Genomic DNA, 15417 nt, shown 5'->3' on the forward strand with positions numbered 1-15417 from the left:
CCCCCACAGCAACAGAATGTTTCTACTTGCCTTCCATTGTCCAGATGCCGTCCCACTGGGCAGGCGGATTCTGCGCAAGCATGAGCGATCGCTCATGATACAGACCAAACAGACAAACGGCGGGATACCTTTTTGCCAGCGCGGCAAAACCAGCCGTCGCCTCGGCAAAATCCCCCTGTTCATACAGCGCGCGCGCCGCGCTCCATTGCGGCATGGACGCCTGAAAAATTGCATCCGCACCCGACCTCATGGGCCAGTAGATGCTTACAGGCTTCGTCTTGCCCTTGACCCGCAGCATGTCAAGATGAACAAAGGCAAAGGCGTCCCCGCAGCCTTCTCTGGTATCCCCACTCACCACCACGGGCGCGCCATAGCGTTTACACAGCCCCTCAAGGCGCGAGGCAAGATTCACATTATCGCCTATGAGGGTGTAGTTGATAAGGTCTTCTGACCCCATGTTTCCCACATAGGCCTGCCCGGTGTGAATGCCCGCGCCCATGGCAAGACGTATTCCAAAGCTCGCCTCTATTTCGCCGTTCAGTGCCTCAAGCTGCTCCTGCATGCTCAATGCGGCGTCCACCGCCAGCGCGGGATGGCCAGGCACATCAAGGGGCGCGTTCCAGAAGGCCATGAGCGCATCACCGATGAACTTGTCCAGCGTTCCCTGCCGACTGCGCACAATGGCCGTCATGGGCGTAAAATAACGGTTCAGCAGTTGCACCACATCCTGCGGCGAAAGCGATTCAGAAAGGCTTGTAAAACCCCGAATATCCGTGAACAGGATGGAAAGCTCACGATTTTCACCCGCCAGCAGATCACCCTGCCGCCTGCTGATCCGTTTGACAACCTCCGGCGATACATAGCGCGAAAACGCACGGCGCAGAACGATCTTCTGCTTTTCCTCCTGCCAGAAGCGCACGCTCAGCAGCAATCCGCCGCACAGCATTGTGGTGAGCAGACCATACAGGGGCGAAAGAAACAGACCGCCCATAAACAGCTGCCGTGAGGCCGCGACCGTAGCGCCCATCAACGCCAGCGAGGACGGCACATATACGCGCGGCCCGGCAAAGCCAAAGGCAAGCGTTGCCGCGCAGGTCATAAAGGCGATTATCAGCGCCTGCGCCCCCGGCCCCCAGGATGGCAACTGCACAAAATTTCCGCTGATCATGGCGTCTATGGCCGCCGCATGCACCTCCACCCCCGGCATCACCCTGTCAAAGGGCGTTGCGCGGATGTCGGCCAGACCGGGTGCAGACGTGCCCACAAAGGCGATACAACCGTCAACATCAGCCCGCTTTGCACTGCCATCCAGCACCTTGGCGGCACTGATATACCGATAGGTATGCCGCCCCCCCTGAAAGGGAACCAGCATATAGCCTTCGCGCGAAACCGGAATCTTGAACTCCCCCGCCGCCACGCTGAAAAGCCCGTCTGGCCCGGTATACAGCCGCAGGGCATCTGTCCCCAGCGCGCGCATGAGGGCCTGCAAGGCCAGCGAGGGATAAACTGCATCCCCAAGCTTGAGGAGAAGTGGTACCTGCCGCACAAGGCCATCCGCATCGGGCGATACATTCACAAAACCCACGGGGGCCTCTGCAAAAAGCTGCGGCAGGGGCAACACAGCACCACGGGCTGTCGGCAAATAGGCATCGAATGGGGGGGCATCCTTGCCGCCCCGCGCTATCATGGCCGGAGGCTGCGGCATGGGGCCGGAATACGGCTCGCCCGCATAGCGGGCAAATGCACCCAGCACCACAGGCGCGGCGCGCACTGAGGCGGCAAACAGCGTATCAAAATCCGCCAGAAAAGAAGGCAGGCCCACGATTTCGAGCGTTACGCCCCGCTCCAGATAAAGGCCCTCGCGTAGACGTGTCGGCGAGGTTCTGTCCGGCTCAGCAAACATGATATCCAGCCCGATGGATGCAGCGCCATTCTGCGCCAGTCTGTCCACCAGGTCGGCCACCAGATACCGGGGCCAGGGCCACTGCCCGTAACGGGCCAGAGATTCTTCGTCTATATCGACAACAAGAGGAACTGGAGAAGGCTCGCTTTGCCGCCGCAGGGGCAGCAGCGCATCGTAAATTCTCAGATCAAGGCGTTGCAGCGCCACTGGCTGCACCACATACAGCGCCAGCATGGCAAGGGCACCGCACAGCCCCACAAGGGCTGTGAAAATCCACGGCTGCCGCAGCAGCCGTTTCAGGGCATCGGCAATGTTCATGAAGCAGTATCGCGGTTTGTCTGTTCCGGCTCCGCATCAGGAAATCGCTCATAAATCTTGGCCACAACGTCCATGATTTCTTCAAGGCATTCCACAAGCTGCGGGTCGAAATGACTGCCCGCCTCCTCGCGCAGGAGTGCAAGAGCCTTTTCGTGCGGCCATGCGGCCTTGTACGAACGGGGAGAAACCAGCGCGTCAAACACATCGGCAATGGCGGTTATACGCGCCGCAAGGGGGATATCCTCCCCTTCCAGCCTGCCCGCGTCGCTTGGGCCTGCATAGCCCTTGCCATTCCATTTCTGGTGGTGATGGTGGGCTATCTCGCGGGCAAAGGTCATGAATCCCCCGCTTTGGGCCTCTGCTTCCAGAATGCCCGCGCCAATAATCGTATGCGACCGCATGATAGCCATTTCATCATCTAAGAGTTTGCCCGGTTTTTTCAGCAGCAGATCGCTCACGCCTACCTTGCCTATGTCGTGCAGCATGGCGGCAAGGCGTATCTGGCTTTTGACGTGCAGGGTCACGTCCGGGTCAAGGCACAGGCGGTTGGCCCGCGCCTGATACATTTCTGCGGCGATGGCGCCCACGCGCTCGGCATGGGGGCCAGTTTCAAGCGGGTCATGCACGGAGGCCAGCCGCACAAGCCTGTTGATGCTTGCCCGCACCAGATGGCTGCGTTCAAGGATATTGGCGATTTCGCGGGCCAGCACCCGTATGTGTCGCTCCATGTCGTGGGTGAACTTGCGGGGCTTGCCCGTGCGCGGGTCAAGGCTGTTGATGAGCTGCATCACACCGGATATACGCCCCGCGTGGTCATGAAACGGCACCACGAGCATGGATTCCGTATGATATCCCGTGGCCTTGTCAAAATCATCACGGAACGAAAACGGCAAATCCTTCGGCATGGCGCGCACATCCACAATATTGAGCATTTCGCCCGTACAGGCCGCATAGCCCGCAATGGAATGGGGATTGATGGGCAGCCGCGCCGAAGAATAGGCGAACTTTGAGGCAGTATTTACAGAAAACAGACTGTCGTTGTGCGTGTAGGCAAAGAGCAGATCTTCCCCATCAACAAGAAAAATGGTTCCGGCATCTGCCCGCGTGATCTCTCGGGATTTGGCGAGTATGCGGTCGAGCAGCGTGTTCTCGTCCTGGTACTGCGAAAGGTCGTCCAGAAATCTGTCGAGCCAGTCGCTGAACTGAACCAGACCACATTCTCCACAGGCCTGCTGCCTGGGCATGGGCAGGCTGAACCGCATGCCCTCCCGCGCAAAGCACAGGCGCTGCCCGCTTGTCTGGCAACTGTGCAAGGCCTCGCGCTGTAGGGCGTCTATCTGCGCGTCCGTCATATCCGGCGCATGGTGTGAAAGCACAATGCATCCTGACCCGGCAGCATGGCCCAGATCACGCCAGTCTTCCCAGCGGGAATGCCCCCAGCCTTCGATATAGCTGGCATTGCTGTACATGCTGTCCACAACAGCCAGATCCGCGCCTTCAAGCAGTTCGCGGGCCGCCTGCTGCACTTCGGGGGCGCGGGTGATTTCATAATCGCCAGAGTACACAAAAACGGCTTTGTCGGCGCAAACCCTGTAGGCGAGCGCGCCTCCGGGATGATTGGCCGCTATGGCCGCAACCGCGACGCCATCGGCGGGATGCACCTCGTCACCGGGTTCAAGGCTGTGCCGCACAACGTTTCCGGCAAAGTCGCTGAAGGGTATGGGGAACATGCCGTGGGCAAAGTGATTGTCCAGCACGTCTTCGAGCCAGGCGGGAATATAGATGTGGGTTGTCCAGCGTGGGGAATGCAGGGGCGGAAAGAACCCCAGTCCCTGAATATGGTCTGTATGCCCGTGCGAAATAAAAAGATGGCAGGTGCCGCTTTCCGGCAGGTTTTCGCCAGCCTGCCGCAGCCCTGTACCAGCATCAAAAAAAATAAGCGCCCCGTTGTCGGAGCGCAGCTCAACGCATGAGGTGTTGCCACCGTAAAATGACATGGCCGGAGCTGGCACGGCAATACTGCCGCGCACGCCTCTGAGCACTACTTCCATGTGATCCTCCTGATGGATCAATACGGTGTTTTATAGTGCTAACCCTATGTCTTTCGTAATTTTTTTCAAGCGGCAAAAACCGGCATATCTGATATGCAGTAATATTATTAGCTATAAATAGAGTAGGTTGGAAAAATATTTCTGAAAAATTTTTTTTTGCTTATGAAAGGCAATAAAAGCGTTATCCGGCCAACCAACTGACCGGATAACGCTTTTATTGTATTGCTCGTCTAGAACACGCCGGTTACGCGCCCGGTTGCCACATCCACATCGATGTTGCGGAAGGAGGGCCTGGAGCCAGTACCGGGCATAAGGCTGATATCGCCCGCCACCGGGGCCACAAGGCCAGCGCCGCCAAAAAGCAGCACATCGCGCACGTGCAGCCGCCAGGATGAAGGCACGCCCTTACGCTTGGCATCGTCCGAAAGCGAATACTGGGTTTTGACCATGCACACGCCAAGCTCGTCCGCATCGGGGCGTTCCTGAAGCGTCTTGAGCCGCTGGGCGGCCATGGGTTCAAAATCCACGCCGTCAGCGCCGTACACTTCACGGGCAATGCAGACAATGCGTTCGGCAATGGGCAGCTTCCAGTCGTAGAGCGGGCGGAAGTTCCGCTTGGGCGAATTGCAGGCGTCCATGACGGCATCTGCCAGTTCGAGCGCGCCTTCGCCGCCCTTTTCCCAGTGTTCCGAAACTGCCACGCTTGCCCCGGCCTTTTCGCAGATACGGCGGATAGCGGCAATTTCAGCGGGCTTGTCGGTATAAAACTTGTTGATGCACACCACAGAGGGCACGCCGGAACGGCGCACAATGCCGATATGGTGCAGCAGGTTGACGCAACCGGCCTCCACCAGACCCACATCTTCCCGCAGGTATTCTTCGGGCAGGGGCTGACCGGGGCGGGGCTGCGGCGCGCCGCCGTGGTGCTTGAGCGCCCGCACGGTGGCCACGATCACCGCCGCGTCAGGCGCAAGACCGCTGTATCGGCACTTGAGGTTCCAGAATTTCTCGTAGCCCATTTCTGCGGCAAAGCCGGATTCCGTCACATGGATGTCGCCAAGCTTCAGCCCAACCCTGTCGGCAATAACCGAACTCTGGCCCAGGGCGATATTGCCGAAGGGGCCAGTGTGCACCAGCACGGGCTGCCCCTCGATGGTCTGGATAAGGTTGGGCTTGATGGCTTCCACCAGCCAGGCGGTCATGGCGCCGTCCACTTCAAGGTCGGCGGTGGTCACGGGCCTGCCGTTGCGGTCAAGGGCAAGCACCATGCGGCCCATGCGCTGCCGCAGATCGGCGAGGTCGCGCGCCACGGAAAGAATGGACATGACCTCGGAAGCAACGGTGATGTCGAAGTGCGAGCGCATCATAAAACCGTCGTTGCGTCTGCCGTCGCCTTCCATGCCGATAATCACGTTGCGCAGGGCCTGGGCGCAAAAATCCATCACCCAGCCGGTGCTGACGCGCGTGGGGTCAATATCCAGACGGCGCATGCCCGAAAGCCGCTCAAGCGTTGCGTCGTCATAGTTGCGCTCATGCTGCATGCGGGACGTGAGGGCCGTCATGGCAAGATTGTGGGCCGCGCCCACGGCATGGATATCACCCGTAAAGTTGAGGGAATACGGCGTGAGCGGGATGCACTGCGAAAGGCCGCCGCCAGCGGCGGAGCCCTTCATGCCCATGGTGGGGCCGCCCGAAGGCTGGCGGATGGCGGCAGAAGACCGCAAACCGCGCCGCGCAAGCCCCTGCACCAGACCAATGGTGGTGGTGGACTTGCCTTCGCCAAGGGGCGTGGGGGTGATGGCCGTAACGTCAACATACTTGCCGTTGGGCCGGTTCTCAAGCCTTTGCAGCACTTCCTGCTGCTCAATCTTGCCCATGTATCGGCCATATGGCAGCACTTCTGAAGGTTCCAGCCCCATCTCGGCGGTCAGGGCTTCAAAAGTTTTCATATTCTGTTCGGCATCCAGGGCTATCTGCCAGTCCGGGTGCTTGGTGGGATCAAGAGTCATGCTGTCTCCATACAACAAAGAATTGGCAAAATGGTACGGGCCGCCAGCTGGGGCGTCAAGCCCGAGGCATCAGGCATAGTGGCGGCCTTGCGGCTGTGGGCCGCATCATATATATATCACAACAATTCCGCCATGTTCATGAGCGGGTTTGCCCACCGTAACTGGCAGGCTGGAAATTTCACCGGACTCGCAGTCAGAAGCGTAACATATGCAGCGGCACGGCACCCAATTTGCCGCCAAAGCACAGGAGCAGCCATGCGATTCACCGCCCAGCAGGGCCGCCTGAGCATACATCTGCACGTTTATCGCCAGGGACGCGACCTGCAGGTGCTTTGCGGCGGCGGCGCAACCCATATCGGCGCTGTGGCTCTGGCCGCGCCTGCGCATGGGCAGGTAGAGGCCCAAAGCCATCTGGCGGGCCTGCCCGGCCACAAGGAAGACGCTCTCGCCCAACGCATGGCCGAGCGCATGGCTCATGCCCTGAACTGCGCCGTGTGCGTCAGCGCGGGCATCCACTACGACAACATAACCCGCGAAGAAATCCGGCAGGTCGAGCAGATGGTCCACGACCTGACGGAGCGTTGCATCTCCGCGCTGCAAAAGGATTCTCCATGCTCACGGTAAAAGACCTTACAGAACTGGAAAACTACATACGCAGCGGCGAACTTGAAGCCGATTTCAAGGACGGCTGCGAAAACGACCGCTTCTACCTGCTTGAACTGCTGGAAAAGCTCATGGACGTCTCAGAACTGGCAGACGCCGCCGCCACACGGCTCATCTTCAAAGGGTTGCCCGTTCCGCCGCCGCCCACAGAAAAATAACCTGCGAGACTGACTTTAGAAGCCGTCAGCCGGAGGCCAGGGCGACAGCCTTTATCCTTGCAGATGCGCTCCAGATTCCAAGGCCCCTGTCACCACTGCGCAGAGCCGGGCCACATCCTCAGCCGGGGTAACATACGGCGGCATAAGGTAAACGAGGCGGTTAAATGGCCGCACCCAGACGCCGTGCTGCACAAAGTATTTCTGTAATGCCAGTGCATTGACGGGTTCGCACGTTTCCACAACGCCTATGCCGCCCAGCACGCGCACATCGGCAACGCCTTGCAATTCCGCACAGGGGGCAAGCCCTGAGCGCAGGCCGCTTTCAAGATTTGCCACCTTCTGCCGCCAGTCTTCCTCCTGCAGCAGGTCAAGGCTGGCGCAGGCCACGGCACAGGCCAGAGCATTGGCCATAAAGGTGGGGCCGTGCATAAACACATTGCCCCCGGCGCAGATGCCCTCCGCCACACTGGCTGTGCAGGCCGTGGCAGCCAGGGTGAGCACCCCGCCCGTGAGCGCCTTGCCGCAGCAGAGAATATCGGGCGAAACACCGGCCCATTCCGCAGCAAACATCTTGCCAGTGCGCCCAAAGCCCGTGGCGATTTCATCAAATATCAGCAGCGCGCCAGCCTCGCGGCACAGTTGCGCAAGGCCGCGCAGGTATTCGGGATGGTAAAACCACATGCCTCCCGCGCCCTGCACCACTGGTTCAAGAATCACCGCCGCGATCTCGTGCCCGCGCCCGGCAAAAACGCGCCGGGCATCGTTCAGGCTCGCGGGATCAAAGGGCTGGTCAAAGCGGCAACTTGGCCGTTCCATAAATATCTGTTGGGGCAGCATGGTTGTAAACAGGCTGTGCATGCCCGTCACCGGGTCGCACACAGACATGGCGCCAAAGGTATCCCCATGATAACCGCCGCGCGGCGTTAGAAACTTGCTGCGCCCGGTCTGGCCCCTGCCCTGCTGGTATTGCAGAGCCATTTTCAGCGCAACCTCCACCGCCACCGAGCCAGAATCGGCAAAAAACACGCGCTCAAGCCCCGCAGGCATGAGGCGCAGCAGCCTTTCGGCCAAATTGACCGCCGGTTCGTGCGTCAGGCCGCCAAACATTACGTGGGGCATGCGCCCGGCCTGTGCGTGCAGGGCATCCATGAGGCGCGGATGATTGTATCCATGGACGGCAGCCCACCAGGATGACATGCCGTCCGCAAGTTCCCTGCCGTCTGCCAGCACAATACGGTTGGTTCTGGTGCATGCCACCGTGCTGAGCAAGGGCGGTTGCATGGCTGAGGCGTAGGGGTGCCAGATGGTCTGATGATCGCGGCGCACAACATCTGCGCCACAGTCGCAAGCAGCATCCTGTGAGGATTGCAGATGCCGCACCAGCGGCTCAAGCCCCTGAGCCAGCGTCTGCCAGCCCTGTGCATCCAGCTGTGCTACACGCGGCAATTCCACCAGAGGCGCAGTCAGGCCCTGTTGTGCCAGCCGCCCACGCAGCATGGCGGCATTGTCGGCCAGCATGACGTCCACATCCACACCGGGGCAACCCGCTGCCGGATCGGCAGAGGGGACGAGCACCACTCCAGCCAGTTGCAGGCCGTTATGCCGCAGCGCATCCAGCGAAAGCAGAATATGGTTCAGCCCACCCAGATAGTTGCCGCCCACCAGCAGCACGGGCACTCCCACCGAGGCCATGAGGTCGAGCATGTCCTCACGCTCGTTGAGCGGCACCCGCAAGCCTCCAGCGCCCTCAAGAAGCAGCATTTCAGCGGTGCTGGCGCGGCTGTGGCAAATGATGTCGTTGCGCAGCCCTGCGCAGGTCAGGCGAGCGCCTTCGCGGGCGGCGGCCAGATGCGGTGAAGCAGGCAGGCTGAAGCAATGCAGGGCCGTGGCAGGCAGCATGACGGCGCTTTGCGGCATGCCCGCAACGGCGGCAGCGTACACGCGCGCATCGGCCAGGGGAGCCGTAGTGGCCTGCTCCGGCGCAACACCTGTCTGCACAGGCTTTACAGCCTGCGCATTGACTCCGGCCAACAGCAAGGCCCGCAGCAGGGCCGCCGTCACAACGGTCTTGCCCACATCAGTGCCGGAACCGGCTACAAAAAGGCCCCTTAGCGGCCGATCAGTTTTTCCCTCAGCAGTTTGCATTGCAGCGAACCTCAAGCCCTTGCGCGGCGATCATTTCAAGATCATGCGCAAGGCTCTGCCCGTGGGTTGTAAGATAATCGCCCGTCATGAGGGCATTGGCCCCGGCGGCGAAAATTTCATTCTGGCGGTTGCCCAGCACCAGGGGCCTACCCCCGCAAATGCGCAAGGTCGCCTTGGGCAAAATGTGCCGGAACACGGCAATGAGCGTCAGCGCTTCATCGGCGGTGAGGGGCTTCTGCCCTGCCAGCGGCGTTTCCGGGTGCGGATGCAGAAAATTCATGGGCACATGGCCCACGCCCATCTTTTTAAGACTGAAGGCAAAATCCACGCGGTCTTCCCAGCTTTCACCCAGGCCGAACAGGCCGCCGGAACATACGCTCAGGCCCGCCTCGCTGGCTCGCAGCACAGTGTCGCGCCGCTGCTCCCAGGTTTGCGTGGTGCAGACGCTGGAGTAAAAACCCTGCGAGGTTTCCATATTATGATGAAACCGGGTAAGCCCGGCCCCGGACAAAAGCGCAAAATCTTCGGCAGTGAGTTTGCCCAGCGATGCGCAGACGCGCGGGCGCACGGCATCCGGCAGGCCGGAAATTACCGTGCGCAGGCGCTGCAATTCGCTGCCGCTCAGGGCCGAACCGCTGGTAACAACGCCAATGCGCGCTACAGGCAGGGCTGCGAGATGCAGAATGCGCTCGCGCAGTTCATCGTCCGGCAAGAGAGGAAAAACCTCAATAGGGGTGTGATTGTGCCTGCTTTGGGAGCAGAAACGGCAATCCATGGAGCAGTTGCCGCTTCTTGCATTGATGATGGCGCACAAAACAATACCGCGCCCAAAGGCCGCTTCGCGCAGCGCAGTGGCCCTGGCAAACAAGTGTTCCTGCGGCAGGGACAAAAGCGCGAGGGCTTCGGCGGGCGTTGCAGCCGCCTGTGATTCAATCATGATATAACCCTGAAAAAGAACAATGATGCAGAGCAAAAATCATTTGCTGGCCGTAACCGCCCTGAATGGCAGCCATGCCGTCATACAGGCAGGTACAATGCCATTTTTTGGCCTAAAAAAAAAGCCCGCCTCAGGGGCGGACTTTCAGACCAATGACAAAGCCTGCTATTGCGGGTTTTATGCCGGAGATTCTTGAACCTTGCGGCGCTTTTCCCACAGCTTCATGTCTTTCATCTTTTTGCGGCGTTCGCGCTGCAGGGCTTTGCACACCAGAGGTGCATCTTTCTTGAAGCCCCACTTTTCGCGGTATTCAGCCGAGGTCATGCCGTGGCTGGCCAGATGACGTTTGGTAAGGATCTTAAAACTCTTTCCACACTCAAGGCAGGTGACGGACTTTTCTTTGACCGACTTGCGTGCTTCAACGGCCATTTCGCCGCTGTCCAGTTCCACAGGCGTTTCGCCTTCAGCAACTGCTTTAATGCCCTGCGCCACTTTCTGTATAAAGGCGGCTATTTCTTCTTCGCTCATAACGCGAACGCCAGCTTGTGCTCTGGTAATTTCCAGCGCCTCTTTCAGATAATCATCCATAACTACCCCTTTATTGTCTTCAACATACTCAATCTGACGCGCTGCGTACCCGCCTGATCGGCTCATTGACAGAACAGTCGGTCCCCCTCCCATCCTGATGGTGAGAACATACACAGCAGCTATTGTTTCGTCAATGTACTATACCCTATAATATAAAATTGTGTTGCAAATTTTACATAACCATTAATCCAGAATGTATTAACTTGTTGCAGTTACTTAGTGTCGGTGCAGGCGCAACAAACGTAAAAAACAAGGAGGCCGCTTGAAAAAACTTTCCCAAGCGACCTCCCGGACGGAATCCCGGTGTAAAGTCAGATTACCGCGAGAACATGCTACTTTAAGACAAATGTGTCATACTTTGATGCAGTTCCCCAGAAGCGGTGATCCAGATACTGCCCACGAATGTTCTTTGCGTATCCTTGCGTAATTCCAGTCAGATTTTCGGATACAGAAGCAACGGCAAAGGCGGCGCTTGCACGCTGCTCAAAGGCACGGAGCTGGTCTGTCTGGCTTTCTGTCAGGCTTTCCTGCCCGGCAAGATTTTCAGGCAGGGGTTCTCTGTATTCCAGTATGACCTTGGTGTCATTAAAATTGTATCTGGCGGCAAAACCGCGCGTCAGCCAGCGCATGGGCTTTGCGTCGTCCGTCAGCCCTGCAATGGCTGAAAATGCATCCCTTTTGCTGTCCACAATATAGGTGCTGGCCGCAAAGCCGTCATTGTTGAAAATCTCCACACCCTTATCAACGCTAAAGGGGCGCTGCCCGTCGCTGTCCCAGTACCAGCCGCGCGGCACCTCAGCCAATCCCACAATGGCCAGGGGGCTTTGGGGATCACCCTTGCCGTAAACAGCAACCCAGGCATGCAACGGCAAGCCGCCGATAATGCCTGCGTCATCAAGGCTGACGCTTGTCTCTCCGCCGGTAAGCAGGGGCATGTTCACGGCCTTGATGCTGATGGCCGGACGTGCTGTGGAAATATAGGCCGTGTTCTGCATTCCCCTTTGCAATGCGCCGGTGCATCCGGCCATCAAGGCAAGCAGGCCGAGTGTAACAGAAAGAAGCACTCTGTTCATATGCCCTCCAAGGCTGACGGCGCACATTACGTCCTGCGTCATCGTGTGAAGCTTGCGGGACGTTCCATCGCACTTATCCATTAAAATTGCATCCGACAAACAATTCCACCCCACGGCGGAACTGCTGTCGTGGCTTATCATATTCCAAGGAGTGAACGCATGCAATGCGCCCTCCCATGCCTGACCGACATATGGAAGGGTTCAGTGCCCTCATGCATGACGCGCCGGGGTCGGCAGCTGCAGGCAAGGGGCACAGACACAAAGGATGAAAACCGGAGAAGCTAGGGAGCAGCGGGCTTTGCGGCGGGCGCAGCCTGACTGCCCGCCCCGCCTGGCAGGTAGTTTTGCAAATCGCGCGAAACCTCGAAGGTGTGAAGTTCCGCCGTGGCTGCCCTGGCAAAAGGCGAATCGGCATAGTTGCGCACGATATCCTCAAGCAAAGCCTGAGCCCGCGTGGCATCGCCCAGCTTGCGATACAGCCGGGCCTCGCGGAAGCGCAAGCCCGGATATTCCGGCGATTCCTTGGGTACAAAGGCATTGTATCGTGCAAGCCATTCCAGGGCTTCCGGTACACGGTTGCCCACCTCGCAGATATCCATCAGTGAAAGAATGGCATCCTTGATGCGCTGCGGGTCGGCCTTGTCGGAACGTTCGTTCTGCAACTGGGTAAAGAGATCAATCACCTTGCGGTTCAGCGTGTAGGAATTGCGAATGTCCTTGCGGCGTTCGGCATCACGGGCAAGAAAGTACGTGGCGTAGGCCCGCTGATAGAGCGGGATATCCTGCCGCTCGGCAAGCTTTTGCCACATGGCGAGAGCAGCCCCGTTCAGATTGAGGTTCTGGGCCGAGAGCGCCATGGCGTAGTCAAGCTGGGTGCGCAATTGGGGGTTCAGCGGCCAGGTAGACACCAGTTTGCCAAGATCAAGAATCTTTGCCCAGGCCCCGGCCTGAAGATAGCGGTTGAAAAATTCCGTAAAAGTCGCTTCCCCATACTGGGGATCCATGGGCGACTTCAAAAATTCCGCAAGCATGCCAAGGGCCTGTTCCGTATCGCCCCGTTCAAGCAATCCCTGCGCCAAGGCATAGCGCATGCGCGGGTCTATAGCCCCGTAGCGCTCGCGCACCAGGGGAAAGCCATTCCACAAAATGAGAATGCGCCCATAATTTTTTTCAGCCATGGAATTGGCAAGTTCTTTTTGAAAAGCAAGCCAGATAATATCGCGGGCCTGCGCCACGTTGGCGTTTTCTGGGTAGCCATCAATAAAATCTGCGGCCTTGCCCATGGCCTCGGTATAACGCTTGCTCCAATAGAGCCACATGGCCTCCTTGAGCCGCGCAAGTACAGACTCCGGCGCAGTGCGCGAGGCCGCCGCAAGGTTGGCGTAAACCTTGGGCAGATTACCACTGGCGGCTCTGGCAAAAACCTGGGTCATGGCCTCGTAATTGATGGGCGAATCATAAATGCCGCCCTCGGCCAGCCGCAGGTTTGCCATATTTGCCGCATGAGTTCCCGCAAAGTGCCGCGTCAGATAGGAGTACAGAAATTCTGCCCCGCTCTTGTTGCCAAGGCGAGTGTACATGTCGCCCATTTTAAGGAGCAGGTCGTCATTGCCCTTTTGCCCGGGTACAAGGTTGTAATACAGCCAGTACAGGGTCAGGGCCGCAACGGGTTTGTCCAGAGCTTCATCATTGGCGCCCTGCAAAAACAGGAATGTAGGGTCTTCAATATAATAGCGGGGCCAACGTTTGCTTATAAAGTCGAGAATAACCTGCGCATTGGTGTACTTGCGCTGGTTGTTCAGCGCCTGGGCAAGCCCCACGGACGCCTCCTGCAAAAAGGAAGATTCAGGGTACTTGTCGAGCACGATGGCAAAGGACTGCTCCGCCTGGGCATCCATGTGTCGCTTGAGCTGCGCCTTGCCCAAGGCTGTAAAACCTTGTGCTACGCCAGGATAATCCGGATAGCGCCGATACATGGCAACAATGTAGCCCCCGGCGTCTACCAGATTGCCCACATTGACGTTTACCAGCCCCAGCCGCAGGAGGGCCTCCGGCACGCGGGGAGAACGCAGGTCAAAATTCATGGCTTCACTGGTGGCTGAAACAATAGGCTCAAAGCCAGCCAGCGGATTATCGGCATATCTGGCCCATACGCAATCGCTGATGTAATACAGCGTCTTGAGGCGCATTTCGGCGCTGATGGTGGGCATTTCCTTCAGTTTTTCCAACTGCGGCAAGGCCTCAACGAACTTGCGTTCCTTGATGAGCCTCTCTGCCTCTTCCATCATTTTTTCCGGGTCAGCAGGCTTGGCAACAGGATTGCCCTGTTCGTCCACATAGACCACGGGCCGGGGTTCTTCCTTGGGAGCAGCGGCCCCGTGACCGCCTTTTTCTTCGGCATGGGGCAGACCTACCACATTGTCCGAAACCTTGCCGGATACATTGCCGCCCGCGCCGTTCGGCTTTGCCTGACCGACCACGGGGACAGGCGCAGGTGCGGAAGCTGCGGCGGGCGCAGGTTGCTGAGCCGGTGCAGTTTTTACCTGCGGCGCTGGTTGCGGCGCTGGTTGGAGTACAGGCTGCGGTATGGCCTGCGGCACAACCTGCTGAACAGGTTGTGGAACGGGCTGAGCTTGCGGTTGTGCAATGGCCGGCGTTGCGGGCGCTGCCGCGCGCTGGACTCCATTTTGCGGGGCAGGCGCAGGCTGAGTTCCGGGTTGGCTCGCAGGCGCAACCGGAGCCGCTGGTGCCGTCGTTGCCGCTGTGGCCGGAGCCGCAACAGGAACATTGCTGGGAATTGATGTAGAAAGCCCCTTACTGTCAGGCCAATTTTCCGGCCCGCCGGGGTTCACCCGGCTCATAAGGCTTTGGCCGTCCAGCGTTACGGCAAGGCTGCCCGCACCGCCTGCGGCTTGCGGCACCTCGGCGGCTTCGGCGGTTTTGGTCGAACCAAGGGCAGAAAATTTCTGGCTCAATTCCGCCAGCTTTGCCTTGCCCGCGTCAAACAGGTCAGCGGTAAACAGGCCAGCGATGGGCAAGGCCTTTACACCCTGCTGCACATCGGCCAGCAGCTTTTGGGTCTTTTGCAAAAACCCCACTGCGGCATCTTCAGGCAGGTTAACGGCAAAAGAAGCACCCTGCCCGTCTGAATCAGCAGAGGCGTTGCCCGCAGGCACACCCGCCGCATCCAGGCGAGAGGAATTTTCCCCTTTCTGGGTTCCGGCGGCAAAAATTTCTATATCCAGTTCAGAAGGAGAAGGCCGACGCATGACATGGTTAACGGCCTTGGGAGAAAGCGTAATGCGCAACTGGCCGTTGGAAAGCCCGATGCTGTCGAGCAGCGCGCCCGCAGAAGGCGCTGCACCGCTGCGTTCAAGCGTTGCGGAAAGATCGTCAAGGTAGAGAAGCAGGGTATTGCCGGTGCGCAAGAGCCTGTGCACCTGACCGGGGCTGTCGAGCGTGAGGCGCAGCCTTTCCCCAGCTGGCTGTGAACTTTTTGACTGTTGCCCGGCAGCAGCGGCTGCGTCAGTATCTGCAATGGGCGCCCAGTTCCAGCTCATGCTGTATGAAGG

10 protein-coding genes are annotated in these 15417 nt (G+C 58.9%); 2 read left to right on the plus strand and 8 right to left on the minus strand.

Annotated elements, in window-relative coordinates; all coding sequences use genetic code 11:
* Positions 1-22: 22 nt before the first annotated feature.
* From JMF94_RS07125 to JMF94_RS07135, 3 genes are all read right to left on the minus strand, one after another.
* Complete coding sequence (locus JMF94_RS07125; protein WP_240824460.1) at positions 23-2221, minus strand: adenylate/guanylate cyclase domain-containing protein; 2199 nt, start codon at positions 2219-2221, stop codon at positions 23-25.
* On the minus strand, positions 2218-4272 hold the full coding sequence (locus JMF94_RS07130; protein ID WP_240824461.1) for an HD domain-containing phosphohydrolase: 2055 nt from the start codon (positions 4270-4272) through the stop codon (positions 2218-2220). The genes JMF94_RS07125 and JMF94_RS07130 overlap by 4 nt, the downstream gene beginning before the upstream one ends.
* 230 nt (positions 4273-4502) lie before the next feature.
* The gene (locus JMF94_RS07135; protein WP_240824462.1) at positions 4503-6281 is read right to left on the minus strand and encodes a formate--tetrahydrofolate ligase; all 1779 of its coding nucleotides are present in this window, start codon (positions 6279-6281) and stop codon (positions 4503-4505) included.
* Between the two features lie 255 nt (positions 6282-6536).
* Between JMF94_RS07135 and JMF94_RS07140 the strand changes: the two genes are divergently transcribed.
* Together JMF94_RS07140 and JMF94_RS07145 are read left to right on the plus strand one after the other, a co-directional pair.
* On the plus strand, positions 6537-6905 hold the full coding sequence (locus JMF94_RS07140; protein ID WP_240824463.1) for a hypothetical protein: 369 nt from the start codon (positions 6537-6539) through the stop codon (positions 6903-6905).
* Positions 6893-7102, plus strand: coding sequence for a hypothetical protein (locus tag JMF94_RS07145; protein ID WP_022659350.1), 210 nt, complete (start codon positions 6893-6895; stop codon positions 7100-7102). Before JMF94_RS07140 ends, JMF94_RS07145 begins: the two co-directional genes overlap by 13 nt.
* Before the next feature lie 51 nt (positions 7103-7153).
* On the opposite strand, the gene bioA is transcribed toward JMF94_RS07145, so the two are convergent.
* The 5 genes from bioA to JMF94_RS07170 all read right to left on the minus strand — a co-directional run bounded on the left by bioA (position 7154) and on the right by JMF94_RS07170 (position 15405).
* Entirely contained in the window at positions 7154-9247 is a 2094-nt protein-coding gene (gene bioA, locus JMF94_RS07150; RefSeq protein WP_240824464.1) for an adenosylmethionine--8-amino-7-oxononanoate transaminase, read from the minus strand.
* Positions 9234-10184, minus strand: coding sequence for a biotin synthase BioB (bioB, locus tag JMF94_RS07155; RefSeq protein ID WP_240824465.1), 951 nt, complete (start codon positions 10182-10184; stop codon positions 9234-9236). The genes bioA and bioB overlap by 14 nt, the downstream gene beginning before the upstream one ends.
* A gap of 177 nt (positions 10185-10361) precedes the next feature.
* Positions 10362-10772 carry a MucR family transcriptional regulator gene (locus JMF94_RS07160; protein WP_240824580.1) on the minus strand — a complete coding sequence of 137 codons (411 nt, stop codon included), beginning with the start codon at positions 10770-10772 and terminating at the stop codon, positions 10362-10364.
* A 332-nt stretch (positions 10773-11104) separates the two neighbouring features.
* Positions 11105-11845 carry a DUF4851 domain-containing protein gene (locus JMF94_RS07165; RefSeq protein ID WP_240824466.1) on the minus strand — a complete coding sequence of 247 codons (741 nt, stop codon included), beginning with the start codon at positions 11843-11845 and terminating at the stop codon, positions 11105-11107.
* Positions 11846-12126: 281 nt separating this feature from the next.
* A complete protein-coding gene (locus JMF94_RS07170) occupies positions 12127-15405 on the minus strand; it encodes a tetratricopeptide repeat protein (protein WP_240824467.1) in 3279 nt (1092 codons plus the stop codon).
* Positions 15406-15417: the final 12 nt, after the last annotated feature.

The organism is Desulfovibrio sp. UIB00 (assembly GCF_022508225.1).
In the GTDB taxonomy this organism is placed as follows: domain Bacteria; phylum Desulfobacterota; class Desulfovibrionia; order Desulfovibrionales; family Desulfovibrionaceae; genus Desulfovibrio.